The organism is Chitinophaga sp. RCC_12 (assembly GCF_041360695.1).
Lineage (GTDB): Bacteria > Bacteroidota > Bacteroidia > Chitinophagales > Chitinophagaceae > Chitinophaga.
The window spans coordinates 201402-219343 of the sequence record NZ_JBFUPS010000011.1 but is presented as its reverse complement, the minus strand read 5'-3'; the positions used below and the strand labels follow the sequence as shown (position 1 = coordinate 219343).

The following is a 17942-nucleotide window of genomic DNA, read 5'->3' as shown; positions in this document are numbered from 1 at the left end:
TACTTCGAAAAGTATTATTGAAAATGTAAATGTATACCTTAAAGAACACTTTTCATAGTATCCGTAAAAAAAACGATGCATTGGTTCATTTAGTATCTTTATCAGGTAGTGTTGTCTAAACTTTAACAGTTCCAGATGAAGACCATAGCCCGATTTGCGAGATACGGCTGCCTGCTGGCAGCGATTGGCGGCCTTTCTTATTGCGCCCGTAACCCATATGCCGCCACCAATAAGGTTTACCGGCAGGAAGCTAAATCCTACGCGAAGGTGTTGCGTGAGCAGCCGGGAGCGCTGAATGGCGCCGGCGGCGCAGCAGCCCCCTCCTGGGTAGGCACGGTGAACTTTAATATGAGGAAACCCAGTCTTGTTATCATACATCATACCGCTCAGAATTCATGTGAACAAACACTGAAAACGTTTACCCTGCAAAGAACCCAGGTAAGCGCCCATTATGTGATATGCCGTAACGGAGCCATCCATCATATGCTGAACGATTATCTCCGCGCCTGGCACGGAGGCGTCGCCAAATGGGGCAACCTCACGGATATCAATTCTTCTTCCATCGGTATAGAGCTGGACAACAACGGCAAGGAACCTTTCGATTCGGCCCAGATCCGCAGCCTGTTAGTGTTACTGGACACCCTTCAGCACCGCTACAATATCCCCGCCGCCAACTTCATCGGCCACGGCGATATCGCTCCCGGCAGAAAAGTAGACCCCAGCGCCTGGTTTCCCTGGCATCAACTGGCCGATAAAGGCTTTGGCCTCTGGTATAAAGACACAAGCAATACCATTGTGCCCCAAACATTCGACCCGTTGCTCTCGCTTCGCATCATCGGGTACGATGTGAAAGACTCCACCGCTGCCATCATGGCCTTTAAACGCCACTTTATACCGGAAGACAGCCTCCCGGGTCTTGATGACGCCGGCAGGAAAATAATGTTCAACCTGCAGCAGCAATACCAGTGATCTGTTAGAAAGACACCCAACTTTACTTTTACCCCTATGTTTCCGCAAAGATTATTTTGTAGAGTGGGATAAATATCATATTTTAATAATGAGTTAAAAAGAGATATAAACCAAAATCAGCAATCAAGAGACCCATTTTCCCGGACTTGTTATTATACCTAATCTCCATGTTATACTAATCTTTCTTGTTATGAAACGTTCTTTTAAATTCCCGTTACTGCTGGCAGCAGCCAGCATCGCATTGCTATGCTGGCCCCGTGAACAGGCCGCCGCACAAACAGACCATCCCGCAAAAGATTCTTCCTGCCTGGTGAAAACAGATGTCAGCTACGATTTTGCAGATAATATGCACAAAAAAGTAAACGACATCATAGAAGATAAACTTGCCGGTGGTATCGAAGAAAGCGGCAGAGTCACCTGGGAAAATTCTCCCGACGCCCCGGAATATTACCAGGTAGTACTGCGCAAAACAAAGGTGACCATCAAATACAAAGGCACCATTTGCGAAGACAGGATGATCTGGCAGAATATTGAAGACTGTAAGTCGGAGCTCAAAAAGCTGCTGGGGGCGAAGTAAAATGACATTTTCATAAGAATTTACCGGGAAATGCCTTCCCGGTAAATTCCGCGAAGCTGGTTGCCTGTAAATCAAATGCAGGATTACCAGGAACCGATGTAACCCAAAAACAGGATTATCTCATCCCGGGGTATAAACCGGCCTCAGGAGAAGATAGTGTATGGGGAGTGCATGAGGAGTGCATTAATAGTGCATGGGAAGTGCATGGGAAGTGTATAGATAGTCCATGACATACGCATATTTCAGGCATGGCTGAAGCATCCGTGAAGTAACACCGGCATTATCTCCATGTATCCGTTACCTGCTCATTTCAGTGACAAACAGCCTGACCGGAATCGCCCCGCGGTTGCCGCCATCCCATACGCACAATGCCCGTCCAACAGCCCTTCCCTGCTAAATATTTAGCAGCATCCTCCCGCTATTTTCACAGCCCACATAGTCTATAAATTTTGTAGATTAGTAATTGTGCCTTACTTTTGCCCCCGATATCACCAACTGATTATACACCAAAAAATAAATGCCAAAATCTGAACGGTGTAACCATATCCGCAAAGATCTGAGTCAACTTATAAATCAAGTACAAAGCATGAATTACGTAAAAAGGCTGTTATGCCTGCTGCCCGGTTTACTGTGGCTGCAGCAGAGCATTGCCCAGGAAATCAGGGTAAACGGGGTAGTCACATCCCGTTCAGATGCACAGAACATACCCGGCGCAATTGTTCAGGTGAAAGGAACCGGTCGCGGTACACAAACCGATCCGGATGGAAAGTATTCGATCAGTGCGCAGGTGAATGATACGCTGCAATTTTCCTCACTAGGCTTTGAAACAACGTTTGCTGTTGTTGGAAACAATAAAGTGATCAACATCTCCCTGGAAAACAGTAACAGGAAACTGGAAGAAGTAGTAGTGACCGCACTGGGCATTTCCCGCGAAAAGAAATCACTCGGCTACGCTGTGCAGGAATTAAAATCAAAAGATTTTTCTGAAGCAAAGGAAACCAACCTGGTAAACGCATTGTCCGGAAAGATAGCAGGCGTACAGGTTACCAACAGCCAGGGTAACCTCGGTTCTTCCCGCATCGTGATCCGCGGCGAAACCTCCATTGCAGGGTATAACCAGCCACTGTTTGTACTGGATGGTGTGCCGGTAGACAACAGCCAGCTCGGCATTGGCACCGGCCGCGATTTTGCCAATGCTATTTCGGATATCAACCCTGATGACATTGCCTCCATCAGCGTACTGAAAGGCCCCAATGCCGCGGCATTGTACGGATCGCGCGCTTCCAGCGGCGTAATCGTCATCAAAACAAAAACAGGAAAAGATACCAAAGGAGGCATGGGCGTTACCGTAAATTCCGGCGCTACCTTTGAAAAACTCCTTATCCTGCCCGACTTTCAGAACTCCTACGGACAAGGTACCGGCGGACAATTCTCCTATAAAGACGGTAAAGGCGGCGGTATCAACGACGGCGTTGACGAAAGCTGGGGTCCCAAAATGGACGGACGCCTCATCCCGCAGTTCTTCTCCAATGGCGAAGCAGTACCGTTTGTAGCACATCCCGATAACGTAAAAGATTTCTACGTTACCGGCTATACACTGAATAACGGTTTATCTGTAGGCGGCACCAACGAAAAACTGGATTACCGGTTCTCTTATAACAACACCAAACAAGGCGGTATTTTACCAAACACCGGTATTACCCGCAATACCTTCACCGCCAGCAATACTTTCCGTATTACACCAAAGCTCACCCTCAGTACCTATGCCAATTATGTGCGCAGCGCTGCTGATAATCTTCCGGGTGTAGACGGCCGGCGCGGTAACAGCGTTACCCTCCAGTTCATCTGGTTTGGCCGCCAGGTAGATGTGAGCAAACTGAAGAACTACAAAAATGCAGATGGTACCGATTACAACTGGAACCATAGTTACTATAGCAACCCTTACTGGATCCAGAACGAAAATACAGTAGGCATGCTGCGCAACCGTTTCCTCGGTAACGCCCGGCTGTCGTACCAGATCCAGGATTGGCTCACTGCCAGCTTCCGCATTGGTACCGACTACTACCAGGACAGACGCAAATATAAAATTGCTTACTATACCAATGGTACGCCATTCGGTTCTTATACAGAAGATGCCTACGCAGTTAGCGAAACCAATGGCGAGTTTACATTAAACGCCAAGAAAAAACTAAGCAGTGATTTTGATATAGATGTGCTGGCCGGAGCCAACCTCCGCTCTAATCAGCTGGAACAAAACTACCAGCAGGCGCCACGCCTGGCTGTGAAAGATGTATACACACTGAACAACTCCCGCGATCCGCTTATCTCTACCAGTTTGCTCAACAGGCAGAAAGTGTACAGCGGATTCGCGGCCGCACAGGTAGGTTACCGCAATTATGCGTTCGTGAATTTAACCGCACGTAACGACTGGTCATCCACACTCCCAAGAGGCAGCAACTCTTATTTTTATCCTTCTGTAAATGCCAGCCTGGTATTGTCTGAAGCGCTGCATATCCAGGGCCAGGCACTCTCCCTGCTGAAACTGCGCGGCGGATGGGCACAGGTAGGAAAGGACACCGATCCTTACCAGGAAATCAATACCTATCCATTCAACCAGCCGTTTGGCTCACTGCCGTTACTCACCGTGTCGGATAAGTACCTGAATAAAGACCTGAAACCAGAAATCACCACTTCAACAGAAGTAGGGGTGGAAGCCGGGTTTATCGATAACCGCGTACGGCTGGATGTTACGTACTACAGCTCCCACAGCCGTAACCAGATCCTGCTGGCGGATGTGAGCTCAACTACCGGCTATCTGAAGAAACTGCTCAATACCGGTGAACTCAGTAATCATGGTGTGGAAGTGATGCTGGGACTAACGCCCATCACTACACGCTCCGGCTTCCGCTGGGATGCAAACATCAATTATGCCCGTAACGTGAGTAAAGTAATAGAACTGGATGCAGATGGATATCTTACCAACTATGTACTCGGCAGCTCCGGTAATATCCAGGTACTTGCCAGTAAAGGCCAGCGCTATGGCGCTCTTTATGGCACTGCCTATAAAAGGGACAGCGAAAACAGGATATTGGTAAATGCGGATGGTACCCCGGCTGTAGATCCGAGTAAAAAAATATTAGGCTACTACACACCAAAGTGGACAGGTAGCATCAACAATAATTTCTCCTTCAAAGGGTTTAACCTGAGCTTCCTGATAGACACCAAACAAGGCGGATCCATCTGGTCCGGTACCAATGCCACCGGTATGAGTACCGGTGTGCTGGCGGCAACTATGCCGGGCCGCGACCAGGAACATGGTGGGTTGCCTTACTATAATGATGGCTCCAAAAATGTGCAGCTGCCGGATCATAACGCCACCGCGCCAGGCGGCGCCACCGTGAAACACGACGGGATCATCTTCGACGGCTACACAGCAGACGGTAAGAAGAATACCGCTATCCTGCCGGCACAAAACTATTACAAGGCCGTATACAGCAGCAACCTGAATGAAAGCGCTGTATATGACGCGTCCTTTGTTAAACTGCGGGAAATAAAAGTTGGATATACTTTACCGGTTTCCCTGGTGAAGAAATGGGGACTACAGGCGGTGAATGTGGCGCTGGTAGGACGGAATCTCGGGTACCTGCACAAGAACACACCGAACATAGATCCCGAAACGGCCTTTAATACGGGTAACGGGCAGGGATTGGAAACGCTGCAGATACCCACTACCCGTAGCTTTGGCTTTAACCTGAATGTTTCATTTTAATGATTGATTGATTATGAAAAAGTTGTTGATACCTTTTTGCTTAATATTCGCTGCTGCATGGCTGGCCGGTTGCCAGAAAGACCTGGAGCGCACCAACATAAATCCGAATGAACCTACCGTTGTACAGCCGGACTACCTGCTGAGCAACGGCATTAAATCCAACGTGGATACCTACTGGGGCAGTGATGCCACCATGGAAACATCCCTGCTGTACATCCAGTACTGGGCTAAGATCCAGTACCCGGACCCGGATCGTTATATCCCCGCATCTACCAATATCCAAACGGTGTGGAATAATTTTTATGCACAGGGAATCGCGGATTTTACCAAGCTGGCAGAGTTGGGCGACACGTTGCATAATCCTAATTATAAGGCCGTAGGTATTATCATGCGTTCCTGGATTTTCCAGGTGTTGACGGACCTGTACGGGGATATTCCTTACACACAGGCAGGCAATATCGATAAGTACCTTACACCGGTGTACGACAGTCAGCGGGTAGTATACAGGGGACTCCTGGCTGAACTGAAAAATGCGGTGAACACGATTTCCCCGTCAGACAATCCTATCCTCGGCGATTCTTTACTGGCCGGGAATATGAATGGCTGGAAGAAATTTGCTAACGGGCTGCGCTCGCGCATTGCCTTACGCCTGGCCGATCGTGATCCTGCTGCCGCTAAAGCGGTATTTGCGGAACTGGCGGCAGAAGGCAACTTTTTCCTGACTGCCGGCGACCGTGAAGTGAAACTGAATTACCTCACTTCTCCCAACCAGAACCCGGTTGGCAAAAACAGGGAAACGAGAAACGATTACCGCATCAGCAAAACAGTGGTCGATAAACTGAAAGCGCTGAAGGACCCACGGTTAAGTATCTACGCAGCACTGCCGGCTGATACCAATACCTATATCGGCGTTACCAATGGATTGTCTGCCGACTCGGCTTCCCGGTTAGGTTTCAGCAAAACTTCCGATGTGGGGGCCGTTTTTACCGCTACCCAGGCGCCTGCCTATGTGTTTACGTATGCAGAGCAATTGTTTATCCTGGCAGAAGCGGCGCAGCGTAACCTGATCAGCGGCAACGCTGCCGATTTGTATGCACAGGCTATCCGCGCATCCTTCAAACAATACGGTATTACCGGCGCCCAGGTAGACGCTTACCTCGCGCAACCGGCCGTAGCGTATGACGCCAATAATTTTAAGAAATCAATAGGAGAGCAGAAGTGGCTGGCCTTATTCAGTGAAGGCCTGGAGGCCTTTGCAGAATGGAGGAGATTGGATTATCCACAGTTGAAGCCCGCTTATACCGGCGCACTGCAGGGTAAAATGCCGCTGCGTTTAACGTATCCTTCAAGTGAGCAGGCGCTGAACGGCGCCAACTACAAAGCAGCTGTTGCCCGCCAGGGTGCGGATCTGCTGACGACGAAGGTTTGGTTTGATATGTACTAAAAAAATGAAAAAGAAGACGGATTTGCAGGTAACGACTTACTGCAAATCCGTCTTCTTTTATTTTTTATTATTCGCGCGGTAGCGCATGATTTCTATACCTGCTTCTATCACCGGTCCGATCCCGTGGAAATCGTTCAGTTCTGTAGGACGGTTATAGTAAAAAGACAGGTCCGCCGACGTGTTTGTACCGATGCACACATCTTTCAGTTGTCCATCTTCCTGAATTTTCTCCTTTACCAATCCTTCCCAACCCCTTTCTGCTATGGAGATATAGCGTTTATCGAGCCAGCCTTCATTTACCCCCCGCGCAATGGAATATACAAACATCGCGGTGCAGGAAGTTTCCGTGTAGGAATCGGTACGGTCCAGTACCTGGTGAAACAGGCCGCTGGCCGACTGGTATTTCGCGATGCCCAGGATTTGCCGGGTAACATCTGCAATTACTTCATTCCTGCCGGGGTGATTGGCAGGAAGGTCGTTCAGCAGCTGTACTTTTGCCAGCATGATCCAACCATTGGCGCGGCCCCAGTGAGCAACACCCTGTCTTTTCAGATCTTCGTAATAATAGTGCACATACAATTCATTCCGTTCATCCCAGAGGTAATGCGAAAAATGTTTTACCTGGGCTACGGCATCATCAAAATAAGCGTTGTTGCCGGTGAGTTTACCCATACGTGCGAGGAAAGGAACGCTCATATACAGGTCGTCTCCCCAGAGTGTCCACTTATAGGGCGTTGGCCGGCATAACGTGCCGTCTGCCAGCCTTTCCTGCACCTTGCTGATATGATTGGCCGCTTTATCAATATAGGCCCTGTAATCGCTTCTTTTTACTTTTTGGTAGACGTCTAACAGGCTGGCTCCCATAGCGCCGCAATCATCCAACACGCGGGTATTGATTAGCTGGTTGAACGGAAAAGCTTTGTACTTTACTCCTTTTTTGCTGAGTGCTTCAAAATAGGCGTAGTTGTCGAATGCAAAAGCTACATGCCGCTGCGCAAAGGCAGTATATTTTTCGTCTTTCAGGTAGTTGCCGAGATCCGTCATAGCGATATTCAATACACCGTTTGGATAATGCCATTCGCTCAGGTGGTCGGATATCCTGGCTGTTGTGCCGGCTGGTATTTCCTTGCTGGAGTTCCAGGTTTGGTTGTTATCATCTTTAAACTGGAAGGCAGCGTGTGCCACAGCATAGTCAGCTACTTTTTTTACAATTGCTGCGTCGGCGGAATTATCCTGCGACAGCGCGGCTAACGGGAGGGTTATGCCCGGGAGTAAGACAAGGGTTTGCTTTTTCATATGTGGAAATTGTATGTACAATATAGCCCGCATTTATCATTATTGCAAACGATTGCATAAAAATAACTTGGTTCTTAATATAATTTATTTTAATTATGTGTTTCAAAGTAACCAGTTTAAATTTATCGGGATCATGCGGAATATACGGTATCGGCTGAACGAAGAAAGAAAGCGCGTGTTCAGTATCGTCCTATTGCTGTCGTTAACAGCCTGTCAGCAGCACAAAACAGAAGAAGCGGATAACATCGCCGTAGCGGCGCCTTCGGAAAACATCCGGCCGCTTACGGAAGAGGAAGACTCCCTGCAGGAAATCCGGCGGAACATTGCCTGGGAACAGATAGAGGTTTTCCTCTTTGCCAAAGCGCTCATCAATAACAAAGTGCCGTTATTTACCAGCAGGCAGCGCCTGGAAGCAGCCATAGGTGCGGCCGATAGCATCATCTCTGCAAATGGGGAAGATATCTGCGGGTCGCAGTTTGCGGAGGACTTTGATTTTTTCTATAAAGATGGATCTACTTTTGAACACTGTAAAGACTCACTGGCCTGTGAAGAATTTGTTTTTACAGATAGCAACTCACTTACTTCCGGTAAAATTTCACTTACCCGCAATACTACCTGGGAAGAGGCAAAACAGCTGTATCCCAAGGCAGTACTGCAGGCGGAAAACGAAGGCAAAAGAGATATGATCATCCTGCGCGATTCCTATAGCAAAGACAGCGAAAGCAGTGTGCAGTTATATTTTGAAAACGGGCACCTGGTAAGGATCGTTAATTTTATTCCCTGTTGATTTACATCACGGGTGTTTTGCCTCCGTCTACAGCAGTACTGGTGCCTGTAATGTAGGCCGCCGCGGGCGATGCCAGGAATGCTGCCAGCGCCGCTATTTCATGGGCTTCTCCAAAGCGCTGCATGGGAATTTCTTTCAGCCATTCTGCTTCTATTACTTCCGGAGATACATTGCGGGCAGCAGCGCTGCTCTTAAACAATCCTTCCAGCCGAGCGGTAGAAGTGGAGCCGGGTAATACATTATTCACGGTAATACCGTGCGGCGCCAGTTCTGTGGCAAGGGTTTTTGACCACGCCGCCACTGCCCAGCGGGTAGTATTGGATACGCCTAAATTTTTTATAGGTGTTTTTACAGAAGTGGAAATGATATTGATGATCCGGCCAAAACCTGCGCTGATCATACCGGGTACAAATATTTGCGCCAATGCATGGTTACACAGCAGGTGTTGTGAAAAGGCGGCAGTGAAAGCCGCCGCGCCGGCTTCTAAAATGGGACCACCCGCCGGACCGCCGGTGTTATTAATCAGTATATGCACCGGGCCGCGGGCAGCAATTTTTTCTGCCGCCGCCGTCACCTGCGCCACATCTGAAAAATCGGCGATGGCATAACTGTGTTGTTGTCCGCCGGAGGTACTCAGTGTTGGCAGTACCGTTTTTAACCGGTCTTCATTCCTTGCCAGTAAAATACACGTAGCGCCTAATAAAGCCAGTTCCTTTGCGGTGGCCAGTCCTATTCCCTGTGAGCTACCGCACACCAGCGCTGTTCTTCCTTTGAGTGAGAGATCCATCCGTGATAATTTTATGTACAATTTAATGAAAATGTCTGACGCATATAAAAGCGAAGGGAAGGCCATGCGACCTTCCCTTTGCTTTTATAATTCAGTAAGATAATATAGTTATACGCGGACGTAGATCTTCTTTTTGTCGAGAATGAATCCTACCAGCCAGCAGGTGAGCATGAATGCCAGTGAAAACAGCAACGACCCGAATTTACCCGGCGACAATGGCTGGAAGATGGTGTCGTTGATCCATTGGTAGAGCGACACGCCATTGACCATAAAGAAATAGAACAGGATAGCCATTACTTCCGACAGCAGGTAGAGGAACAACGGGTTTTTACCGAATACGGTAAAGAAGCCGGTGCCTTTGGTGAAGCCGAGGATATCTATCACAAAAATCAGGAGAGATAACAGCAACAGGTCGATTCCGATGGTGAGCAATACATAGGAGCTGGTCCACAATTTTTTATTGATAGGAAATACCGTGTTCCAGGCATATGCCAGTAGCAGGAATAATACGCCGGCACCCACCATGCGGAGCAGGCCGGGTTTTGTTCTGCCCTGTTGCTGCACAAACAGGCCGGTGTAATAACCTGCCACCACGTTTACTACCGCCGGGATGGTGCTGAGGATGCCTTCCGGATCAAAGGCAATGCCTTCGCCGTGATACATGTGGTTATCTCCTAAAATAAGTTTATCGAGCAGGATGCCGGCATTGCCGCCCATGCTGTACTGTTCGCCGGGAGTACCGAAGTACCACATAATGGCCCAGTAGCCCAGGAGGAATACGGCACTTACCGCCCATACCACTTTTTTAGAACAGTAGTGGATCAGGAGGGAGGCAATACAGTAGCACAACGCAATACGCTGCAGCACGCCCAGTACGCGGGTATGACTAAATGGTTTGAATTGAAGCCCGGCATCGGTATGTTCTACAAACGGGAACCAGTACATCAGGTACCCGAGGAGGAAAATGATCAGGGTGCGTTTGAAAATTTTTCCCAGCACCGCTGAATTTCCCAGTTGAATATATTTCTTCATGCTGAAGCTCATGGCATTGCCCACAGCAAAAAGAAAAGAGGGAAATACCATATCGGTGGGTGTCCAGCCATGCCAGGCAGCATGGTCAAGTGGCCAGTAAGTCCCACCAGTGCCGCCTGTGTTCACTATGATCATGAAACAAACGGTCAGCCCGCGGAATACGTCCAGCGGTAAAAAGCGTTGAGAGCTTTGTGTCATTTCCCTTTAATTGTATTGGTTGATAAGATGGTAAGGATAGAAAAAGCGTTGAGCTGCCTACAATATATACATCTAATTTTCAAAATCCAAATATGAATTCGTTCCGGGAAAACAAATTGAGACATATCGGCTAACGTGAGACACGTATAATCACTATTTTGGTGACTCCACTAAAAAAGTTACGTTATGAATTACAGATTTATTGCGTTGTGTGTGGCCGTGCTTGTTCAGATGAGCTGTAAGCAGCCCGAAAAAGGTTTGTGGTCAAAGGAAAGGGCCAATACCTGGTATGCAGGTAAAGACTGGATCAGGGGAAGCGATTTCATTCCCAGTACGGCTATCAACCAGCTGGAAATGTGGCAGGCCGCCACTTTTGATACTGCCACCATTAACCGGGAACTGGGTTATGCGGAAGGGATAGGCATGAACACCATGCGGGTGTACCTGCATCATGTGCCCTGGGTGGTTGACTCGGCAGGGTTTAAGCAAAGGATCAATACCTACCTCGATATTGCAGACAGGCATCATATTGCTACTTTGTTCGTATTCTTCGACGATTGCTGGGACAGTACCTACCAGGCGGGGCCGCAGCGGGCGCCAAGGCCGGGCATCCATAATTCCGGCTGGGTACAGGACCCGGGATTAGCCATTCATCAACGTCCTGAGCTGGTGGATACATTGGAGAGATATGTGAAAGATATCCTGACCTCCTTCTCTGATGATAAGCGTATCCTGTTATGGGACCTGTATAATGAACCCGGTAACTCCGGTCATGGCAACAGGAGTTTGCCCCTGCTGGAAAAAGTATTTGCCTGGGGCAGGGAAGTAAATCCTTCGCAGCCTTTGTCTGCAGGGATATGGGATTGGAAGCTGAAGGACCTTTCCAACTTCCAGGAAACACATTCCGATGTAATTACCTACCACAACTACGCTCCGCCGGAAGAGCATCAGCGGGATATTGATACCCTGCGCCGCCTGGGAAGGCCGCTCATTTGTACAGAATATATGGCCCGTACGCGCAGCAGCCGTTTTGATAATATTATGCCGTTGCTGAAAAAAGAAAATATCGGCGCCATTAACTGGGGACTGGTAGCGGGTAAAACCAATACAAAATATGCGTGGAGTACGCCTATGCCGGATGGCGGCGAGCCGCCTACCTGGTTTCATGATATTTTCCGGCCGGATGGCACGCCTTACAGCGAGGAAGAAGTAAAAGTGATCCGTGGACTAACCGGTAAGTAATAGTGGTTGCCGGCTTCCGGTTACAGGAAGCCGGCAACTATGCTATTTTGAAAACCCTCTCCCCAGTACCTCATGTACTTCGTGTATCACCACAAAGGCCTCCGGGTCGGTTTCCTGCACCAGTGATTTAAGGCGCATCAGCTCCTGTTTGCCGATCACTACATACAACACTTCTTTGGGGGCGCCGGTATAGGCGCCATGGCCATGCAACACGGTGGCGCCGCGTTTCATTTCGCCGGTGATCCTGGCCGCAATAGCTTCGGTGCGTGCAGAGATAATGGTGATGGCGCGTTTGGTGTTAAGACCATCCACGATATAATCTACTGTTCTGGCGCCAATGTAAACGGCAATAAAAGTGTACATGGTTTTTTCTATGCCTATAATAAAGGAAGAAGCCATGATCACCACGATGTCAAAAATGAGCATGGCGTTACCCAGTGTCCAGCCGAAATACTTATTAAATAACCGGGCTACAATAGCTGATCCGCCGGTGGTGCCGCCGGAAAGGAATACCAGCCCGATGCCTATACCTACCAGCAGCCCCGCGAAAATAGCCGCCAGCAAAGGATTGCTGGTAACCGGGGCGAGTTTGTTTTCCGTGAGATACAGGAACAACGAGCAAAACAGGATGCCAAGTATGGTATATACCATACTCCTTTTATCCAGGAGCCGGTAACCAGTTACAATCAGGATGGCATTGATGATGAAGTTGGTAATGCCCGGCGACCAGCCCCAATAGTAGTAAGTTACGATGGTAATACCAATGACGCCTCCCTCAGATAATTTGTTGGGAATGGCCAGGTAGTTAATGCCTGCTGCAAAGATGAAGGCACCTACTATAATGAGTAATATGTTTTTCACATGCTCTTTCATGCCGCAAAAATACGCTTTTGTCGTACGTGGATACTGGCCTGCTTCTCCGGCCATGAACAAAAAATCACAAAAAAAAATTGTGCAATTATTTGGAATTAATAAAACTCGATGTATATTTGTCTACCAAATCAGTAGACTAATAAAATCTACCACCACAGGGAAGCATCAGGCAAACGCTTCCGGCATCCTTTGACCACCAGCAAGGTGTTGCTGCCATCATTTATTGAAAATGTGTAAATAAAAATACACTATGAAAAGGCACACGCTAACTAGTGGAATGCGTTACCACACGCAAAATACCGTGGTAAATATCACCTGTCCCCGTTACATTCAAATAGCAGGCTGTTATTGCAGCCGCTGTTGAAAGAAAATCTTGCGTTCTGTAAGCTGTAAATAGAATGCCTGGTCAGGCTTGCGGGAAAGGTGGGCTGCAAATTTATTGGTGGTAAATTTATCAGCAACGTACCTCCCCGCATCCTCCTGGCATTTATCAACTGAAATCTTAAACCAGCCTCTCTCATTTTATTTAACATGAAAACAAACATCAACTGTTCAGTCCTGATGCCGTTACCCGGCAGCCCGGCAACAACAGCTGTATAAGATAATATAACGTATACGGATACACGTTTTTTATAGTGTATTGGTAACGGAATAGAATTGGGTTACTATCCATTGAAATTAAACGATCAACTTCAGTTCAAAAGGGGCGTTGTCTCAAACAATACTGGTGGGTTTTGTCGGCAACTGCCCCAGGGACTGAAGCATTATCGGATCATTAAGGACTGCTTCCAAACCAACTGTTATTAAGATATTATCCGGAAGCAGCCGGGCAAATACGTGATAACGTATACGCCTATACTTTTTCGGAAAGCCTAATTAAAATGAAGGAACCACTTGTTTTCAGGTAAGGTCCCCAGTGCCAGCAAGTCCCGACACGTGTCGGGACTTCTATTTTTAATATTACCTGTATCTTACGCTATTATATATGCCCCGCCCCGTTATCCATCTCCCGGAAAATATATTTTCAAAAACCTTATGGAAAATATTTTACTGCATCATCTAATTAGAAACATATTTACCATGGACTCAGCTAAAATCCCGGGGAACGATTTCCTCGACATTCTCTTCTATGGAAGGAACAAAGATTATGGGGCCTATGAATTACGCAGTCGCTACGACAGGCGTGTTCGTAACGCAGTAATGGGCACCGCTTCTATTATGCTGGTAATGATCGGCGGCTACGTGTTGAACAACACGTTGATGGCCGCAGAAAATGTACACCGGCCTGTATTGGCAGAGAAAAAAATTGAATTACAGGCATTGGAAATGCCCCCCGAACCCCCGGTTACTATTCCTCCTCCCCCGGTAACCTCCGCACCACCTCCATTGGCTGCATCTATCAGGGTAACTACACCGGTGATTGTTAACACGGATGTTCCGCCGGATGAAATGCCTCCGAAGAATGATGATATAGGCAAGCAGGTAGTAGGATTTACTACTTCAGAAGGAGTAGAAGGAGGGATGGACATTGACCTGGGTGCAAGCGGCAGCGGCGGTGGTTCCGGCGTAGTAAAAGCTCCCCCGGCCGCCGAGTCGGATGTTACGTTTCGCTTCGTGGAAATTATGCCAGAATTCCCTGGTGGAGAAGCTGCATTGGCGAAATACCTGGGTAATAATATCCGGTACCCGCACATCGCCCAGGAGAATGAAATACAAGGCACTGTATTTATCCAGTTCGTGGTAAACCGCGACGGCACTATTTCGCAGGTAAAAACTGTTGGTGCAGCAAAAGGCGGCGGCCTGGAAGAAGAAGCGATCCGTGTGATCAGCAAAATGCCCAAGTGGAAACCCGGCAAACAGAATGGACAGTATGTGGCGGTATATTTTAACCTCCCGGTCAGCTTCCGGTTAAGCGGCAACTAATTTCACCTTTCCTCTTTTTTCAATAAACATTTTATTAATAACCCGGAAAAGTGCTGTCATCGTTTGACGGCGTGACCGTTCATATTATTATCTCTTTAATTCTTACAATTCCTGTTTATCCGGCTTACATCCATTTAACCTGCGCATTCTGATTCCTGATACCAGTCCCGGCCCGCATATAGCGGCCGGGATTGCCTTTTAATACCCTCGCTTCTTATTAGATAATATTCAAACATTATCACTGTCTGTAAAACAAAAATCAAAAATCTAAGAAATTAACATAATAATTATTAATTTAACAGCCGCTTAGTCTTCTTCTTTAGCACTATAAACGGATAATTAGTATGGAAGCGCCGGTAAATAATTCGCTGCAACAGTTCAAAAACCTCGTTGGGACCAAGTTTCAGCTGTATAATAGCCTCTTCACCTCTTTGCCTTTCCACCGGGTGGAAAAGACGGGTATCTTCCTGTCCCTGTTCCTGCTTCATTGTGAAGAAGGATACGCCAAAGGCAACAGCCCCCAGGAAATAATGGACTCCTTTTTTTCCCAGTATACCACCTATACGGAAGAAAAACAGCGAACGGACCTCCTGTTTCGCTTCGTGCAATACGCTGAAAGACAAGTAGTACTGTTTGATGCACTGGAAGATGCTGCGTTCCGGAATATCCGCGACCTCCAGGGCGCCGGTACCCTGCGCCACCTGCAGTCGGAAGTGATCCAGGAACAAGCCCAGGATAAACTCAGGGATAAACTGAAGGACTTTTCAGTGAGATTGGTGCTGACGGCGCATCCGACACAATTTTACCCCAGTGAGGTGCTGGGCATTATCAACGACCTGTCGAAAGCCCTCATCGATGAAAATACCAGCCAGGTAAATATGTACCTGCAACAGCTGGGAAAAACACCGTTCTTCAAAAAAGAAAAACCCACCCCGTATGATGAAGCCATCAGCCTGGTGTGGTTCCTCGAAAATATATTTTACCAGTCGGCCGGCCGCATCCTGTCGTCTATCCGGGCGCAGTTTCCGGGCGCTATCAGCAGCGATAACTCCGTGATCCGCATGGGCTTCTGGCCTGGTGGCGACCGTGACGGGAACCCGTTTGTGAAAGCGCCCACCACCGTGGAAGTGGCCGCCGCCCTGCGAGCATCTATTATGAAGTGCTATTTCCGGGAAGTACGCAACCTGCGCCGCCGCCTTACTTTTAAAGGCGTGGAAAATGTAGTAGCCGCACTGGAATCAAAATTATCCCGCAACCTCTTTATTCCCGGGCATAAAGCGGATATCAGCCGCCAGGAAATATTAGATACGTTGTCGGATATACGAAATACCATTATTGCTGATCTGAACGGACTGTTTGTGCATCTCGTAGATAACCTGATCAGTAAAGTGGAAATATTCGGATTGTTCTTTGCTTCCCTGGATATCCGCCAGGACAGCTCCATTCATGAAGCTGTACTGGAAGCGATAGCCGCCAGAACAACCGCGCTGCCGGATAATTATACTTCCCTGGGAGATAAAGAAAAGATCAACCTGTTACTGAATATAAAAGAAGCCGCAGATCCTAAAGCGCTGGAAAATCCACTGCACCAGGATACGCTTGAAACCATTGCTGCCATTAAGGAAATACAGGCTGCCAATGGAGAAGAAGGCTGCAACCGTTATATTATCAGTCACAGTACCAGTGTACTCAACGTAATGGAAGTATACGGGCTGTTCCTGCTGAGCGGCTGGAAAAAAGAAGAGATGACGGTAGATATTGTGCCGCTGTTTGAAACCATCGATGACCTGCGTCATGCAGGACAGGTGATGAAAGAGCTGTACGAAAACGCCGACTACCGCGAGCATCTGCGTCGCCGCCAGTGCAAACAAACGATTATGCTCGGCTTCTCAGACGGCACCAAAGACGGTGGCTATCTCATGGCCAACTGGAGCATCTATAAAGCAAAAGAAGAACTCACTACTATCTCCAAAGAATACGGTATCAATGTGGTGTTCTTTGACGGCAGGGGAGGTCCTCCGGCCCGTGGCGGTGGAAAAACGCACCAGTTCTATGCTTCAATGGGCAGGAACATTGCCAATAAAGAAATACAGCAAACCATTCAGGGGCAAACGATCAGCTCCAATTTTGGCACCGTGGATGCGGCACAGTTCAATATGGAACAGCTGATACACGCCGGCATCAGCAATGAGCTGTTTTCTTCCCGGGAAGTAACCCTGAGTAAATCAGAGGAAGATCTGCTGCAGTTGTTAGCTGACGAAGGATATAAATCTTACAATACATTAAAAACACATCCTCATTTCCTGGCTTATCTCGATCATGCCAGCCCGCTGCGTTATTATGCGGAGGCCAATATCGGCAGCCGTCCCAGCAAACGTAATGCTTCTGCCAAACTCAATCTTAATGACCTGAGAGCAGTGCCTTATGTGGGTGCGTGGAGCCAGCTGAAACAGAATGTGCCTGGCTATTACGGCGTGGGCAGTGCGCTGGAGCAGCTGGAAAAGCAAGGTAAATGGGAAGAGGTACAGGCGTTATATGTGCACTCCCTGTTTTTCAGGACCCTGCTCGATAACTGTGTAATGGCGATGAAGAAGAGTTATTTCCCGCTCACCGCTTACCTGGCCAAGCATCCGCAATACGGCGAAGTATGGCAGATGATCTATAACGAATTTGAGCTGACGAAGAAATACCTGCTGCTGCTCACTAATGAATCCGAACTGATGGCCGGCAGCCCGATCGATTTGCTGTCTATCCAGATGCGCGAACGGATTGTGTTGCCTTTGCTTACTACCCAGCAATATGCGCTTACGCGCATCCGGGAGCTGGACGCACATCCCGACAACGGACATGGCAGGGAAACCTACGAAAAGCTCATCATGCGTTGCTCTTTTGGTATTATCAATGCTGGCAGAAACTCAGCATAAAAATTATTCATCATCCGGCTACGGAGTTATGTGGAAATAGTGGCGGTGAACAACATCAGCGGCTGTCTCCATATAACTCCGTAATTCGTAATTTGTATTTCGTAATTCTTCCCTACTTTTA

Annotated in this window: 12 protein-coding genes; 8 read left to right on the top strand and 4 right to left on the bottom strand. The window is 48.0% G+C overall.

Translation table 11 applies throughout. The annotated features are described in order from the left end of the window. Positions 1-135: 135 nt before the first annotated feature. The 4 genes from AB6805_RS27275 (at position 136) to AB6805_RS27260 (ending at position 6759) form a co-directional block, all read left to right on the top strand. The gene (locus AB6805_RS27275; protein ID WP_370912597.1) at positions 136-969 is read left to right on the top strand and encodes an N-acetylmuramoyl-L-alanine amidase; all 834 of its coding nucleotides are present in this window, start codon (positions 136-138) and stop codon (positions 967-969) included. A 190-nt stretch (positions 970-1159) separates the two neighbouring features. Then, positions 1160-1546, top strand: coding sequence for a hypothetical protein (locus AB6805_RS27270; RefSeq protein WP_370912596.1), 387 nt, complete (start codon positions 1160-1162; stop codon positions 1544-1546). A gap of 586 nt (positions 1547-2132) precedes the next feature. Continuing rightward, the gene (locus AB6805_RS27265) at positions 2133-5315 is read left to right on the top strand and encodes a SusC/RagA family TonB-linked outer membrane protein (RefSeq protein WP_370912595.1); all 3183 of its coding nucleotides are present in this window, start codon (positions 2133-2135) and stop codon (positions 5313-5315) included. 13 nt (positions 5316-5328) lie between these two features. After that, positions 5329-6759, top strand: a complete 1431-nt coding sequence (locus AB6805_RS27260; protein ID WP_370912594.1) for a SusD/RagB family nutrient-binding outer membrane lipoprotein — start codon at positions 5329-5331, stop codon at positions 6757-6759. Between the two features lie 57 nt (positions 6760-6816). Here the strand turns inward: AB6805_RS27260 and AB6805_RS27255 are convergent, their stop codons facing one another. Further along, a complete protein-coding gene (locus AB6805_RS27255; RefSeq protein WP_370912593.1) occupies positions 6817-8055 on the bottom strand; it encodes a glycoside hydrolase family 105 protein in 1239 nt (412 codons plus the stop codon). A 133-nt stretch (positions 8056-8188) separates the two neighbouring features. On the opposite strand from AB6805_RS27255, the gene AB6805_RS27250 reads away from it, so the two are divergent. Continuing rightward, positions 8189-8842 carry a hypothetical protein gene (locus AB6805_RS27250; RefSeq protein ID WP_370912592.1) on the top strand — a complete coding sequence of 218 codons (654 nt, stop codon included), beginning with the start codon at positions 8189-8191 and terminating at the stop codon, positions 8840-8842. Position 8843: 1 nt separating this feature from the next. On the opposite strand, the gene AB6805_RS27245 is transcribed toward AB6805_RS27250, so the two are convergent. Together AB6805_RS27245 and AB6805_RS27240 are read right to left on the bottom strand one after the other, a co-directional pair. Next, on the bottom strand, positions 8844-9629 hold the full coding sequence (locus AB6805_RS27245; protein WP_370912591.1) for an SDR family oxidoreductase: 786 nt from the start codon (positions 9627-9629) through the stop codon (positions 8844-8846). 108 nt (positions 9630-9737) lie between these two features. Next, positions 9738-10859 carry an acyltransferase family protein gene (locus tag AB6805_RS27240; protein ID WP_370912590.1) on the bottom strand — a complete coding sequence of 374 codons (1122 nt, stop codon included), beginning with the start codon at positions 10857-10859 and terminating at the stop codon, positions 9738-9740. Between the two features lie 186 nt (positions 10860-11045). Between AB6805_RS27240 and AB6805_RS27235 the strand changes: the two genes are divergently transcribed. Next, positions 11046-12101, top strand: a complete 1056-nt coding sequence (locus tag AB6805_RS27235; protein WP_370912589.1) for a cellulase family glycosylhydrolase — start codon at positions 11046-11048, stop codon at positions 12099-12101. Between the two features lie 42 nt (positions 12102-12143). On the opposite strand, the gene AB6805_RS27230 is transcribed toward AB6805_RS27235, so the two are convergent. Then, the gene (locus AB6805_RS27230) at positions 12144-12974 is read right to left on the bottom strand and encodes a YitT family protein (RefSeq protein ID WP_370912588.1); all 831 of its coding nucleotides are present in this window, start codon (positions 12972-12974) and stop codon (positions 12144-12146) included. 1080 nt (positions 12975-14054) lie between these two features. On the opposite strand from AB6805_RS27230, the gene AB6805_RS27225 reads away from it, so the two are divergent. Both AB6805_RS27225 and AB6805_RS27220 read left to right on the top strand, forming a co-directional pair. Continuing rightward, entirely contained in the window at positions 14055-14897 is an 843-nt protein-coding gene (locus tag AB6805_RS27225; RefSeq protein WP_370912587.1) for an energy transducer TonB, read from the top strand. 344 nt (positions 14898-15241) lie between these two features. Further along, positions 15242-17821: a phosphoenolpyruvate carboxylase gene (locus tag AB6805_RS27220; RefSeq protein WP_370912586.1), complete on the top strand. Its 2580-nt coding sequence runs from the start codon at positions 15242-15244 to the stop codon at positions 17819-17821. Positions 17822-17942 lie beyond the last annotated feature (121 nt).

What these genes read in the sequence shown, in the direction of transcription:
- AB6805_RS27275 (WP_370912597.1), top strand. Translation starts at nt 136, where the DNA reads ATGAAGACCATAGCCCGATTTGCGAGATACGGCTGCCTGCTGGCAGCG.
- AB6805_RS27270 (WP_370912596.1), top strand. Translation starts at nt 1,160, where the DNA reads ATGAAACGTTCTTTTAAATTCCCGTTACTGCTGGCAGCAGCCAGCATC.
- AB6805_RS27265 (WP_370912595.1), top strand. Translation starts at nt 2,133, where the DNA reads ATGAATTACGTAAAAAGGCTGTTATGCCTGCTGCCCGGTTTACTGTGG.
- AB6805_RS27260 (WP_370912594.1), top strand. Translation starts at nt 5,329, where the DNA reads ATGAAAAAGTTGTTGATACCTTTTTGCTTAATATTCGCTGCTGCATGG.
- AB6805_RS27255 (WP_370912593.1), bottom strand. Translation starts at nt 8,055, where the DNA reads ATGAAAAAGCAAACCCTTGTCTTACTCCCGGGCATAACCCTCCCGTTA.
- AB6805_RS27250 (WP_370912592.1), top strand. Translation starts at nt 8,189, where the DNA reads ATGCGGAATATACGGTATCGGCTGAACGAAGAAAGAAAGCGCGTGTTC.
- AB6805_RS27245 (WP_370912591.1), bottom strand. Translation starts at nt 9,629, where the DNA reads ATGGATCTCTCACTCAAAGGAAGAACAGCGCTGGTGTGCGGTAGCTCA.
- AB6805_RS27240 (WP_370912590.1), bottom strand. Translation starts at nt 10,859, where the DNA reads ATGACACAAAGCTCTCAACGCTTTTTACCGCTGGACGTATTCCGCGGG.
- AB6805_RS27235 (WP_370912589.1), top strand. Translation starts at nt 11,046, where the DNA reads ATGAATTACAGATTTATTGCGTTGTGTGTGGCCGTGCTTGTTCAGATG.
- AB6805_RS27230 (WP_370912588.1), bottom strand. Translation starts at nt 12,974, where the DNA reads ATGAAAGAGCATGTGAAAAACATATTACTCATTATAGTAGGTGCCTTC.
- AB6805_RS27225 (WP_370912587.1), top strand. Translation starts at nt 14,055, where the DNA reads ATGGACTCAGCTAAAATCCCGGGGAACGATTTCCTCGACATTCTCTTC.
- AB6805_RS27220 (WP_370912586.1), top strand. Translation starts at nt 15,242, where the DNA reads ATGGAAGCGCCGGTAAATAATTCGCTGCAACAGTTCAAAAACCTCGTT.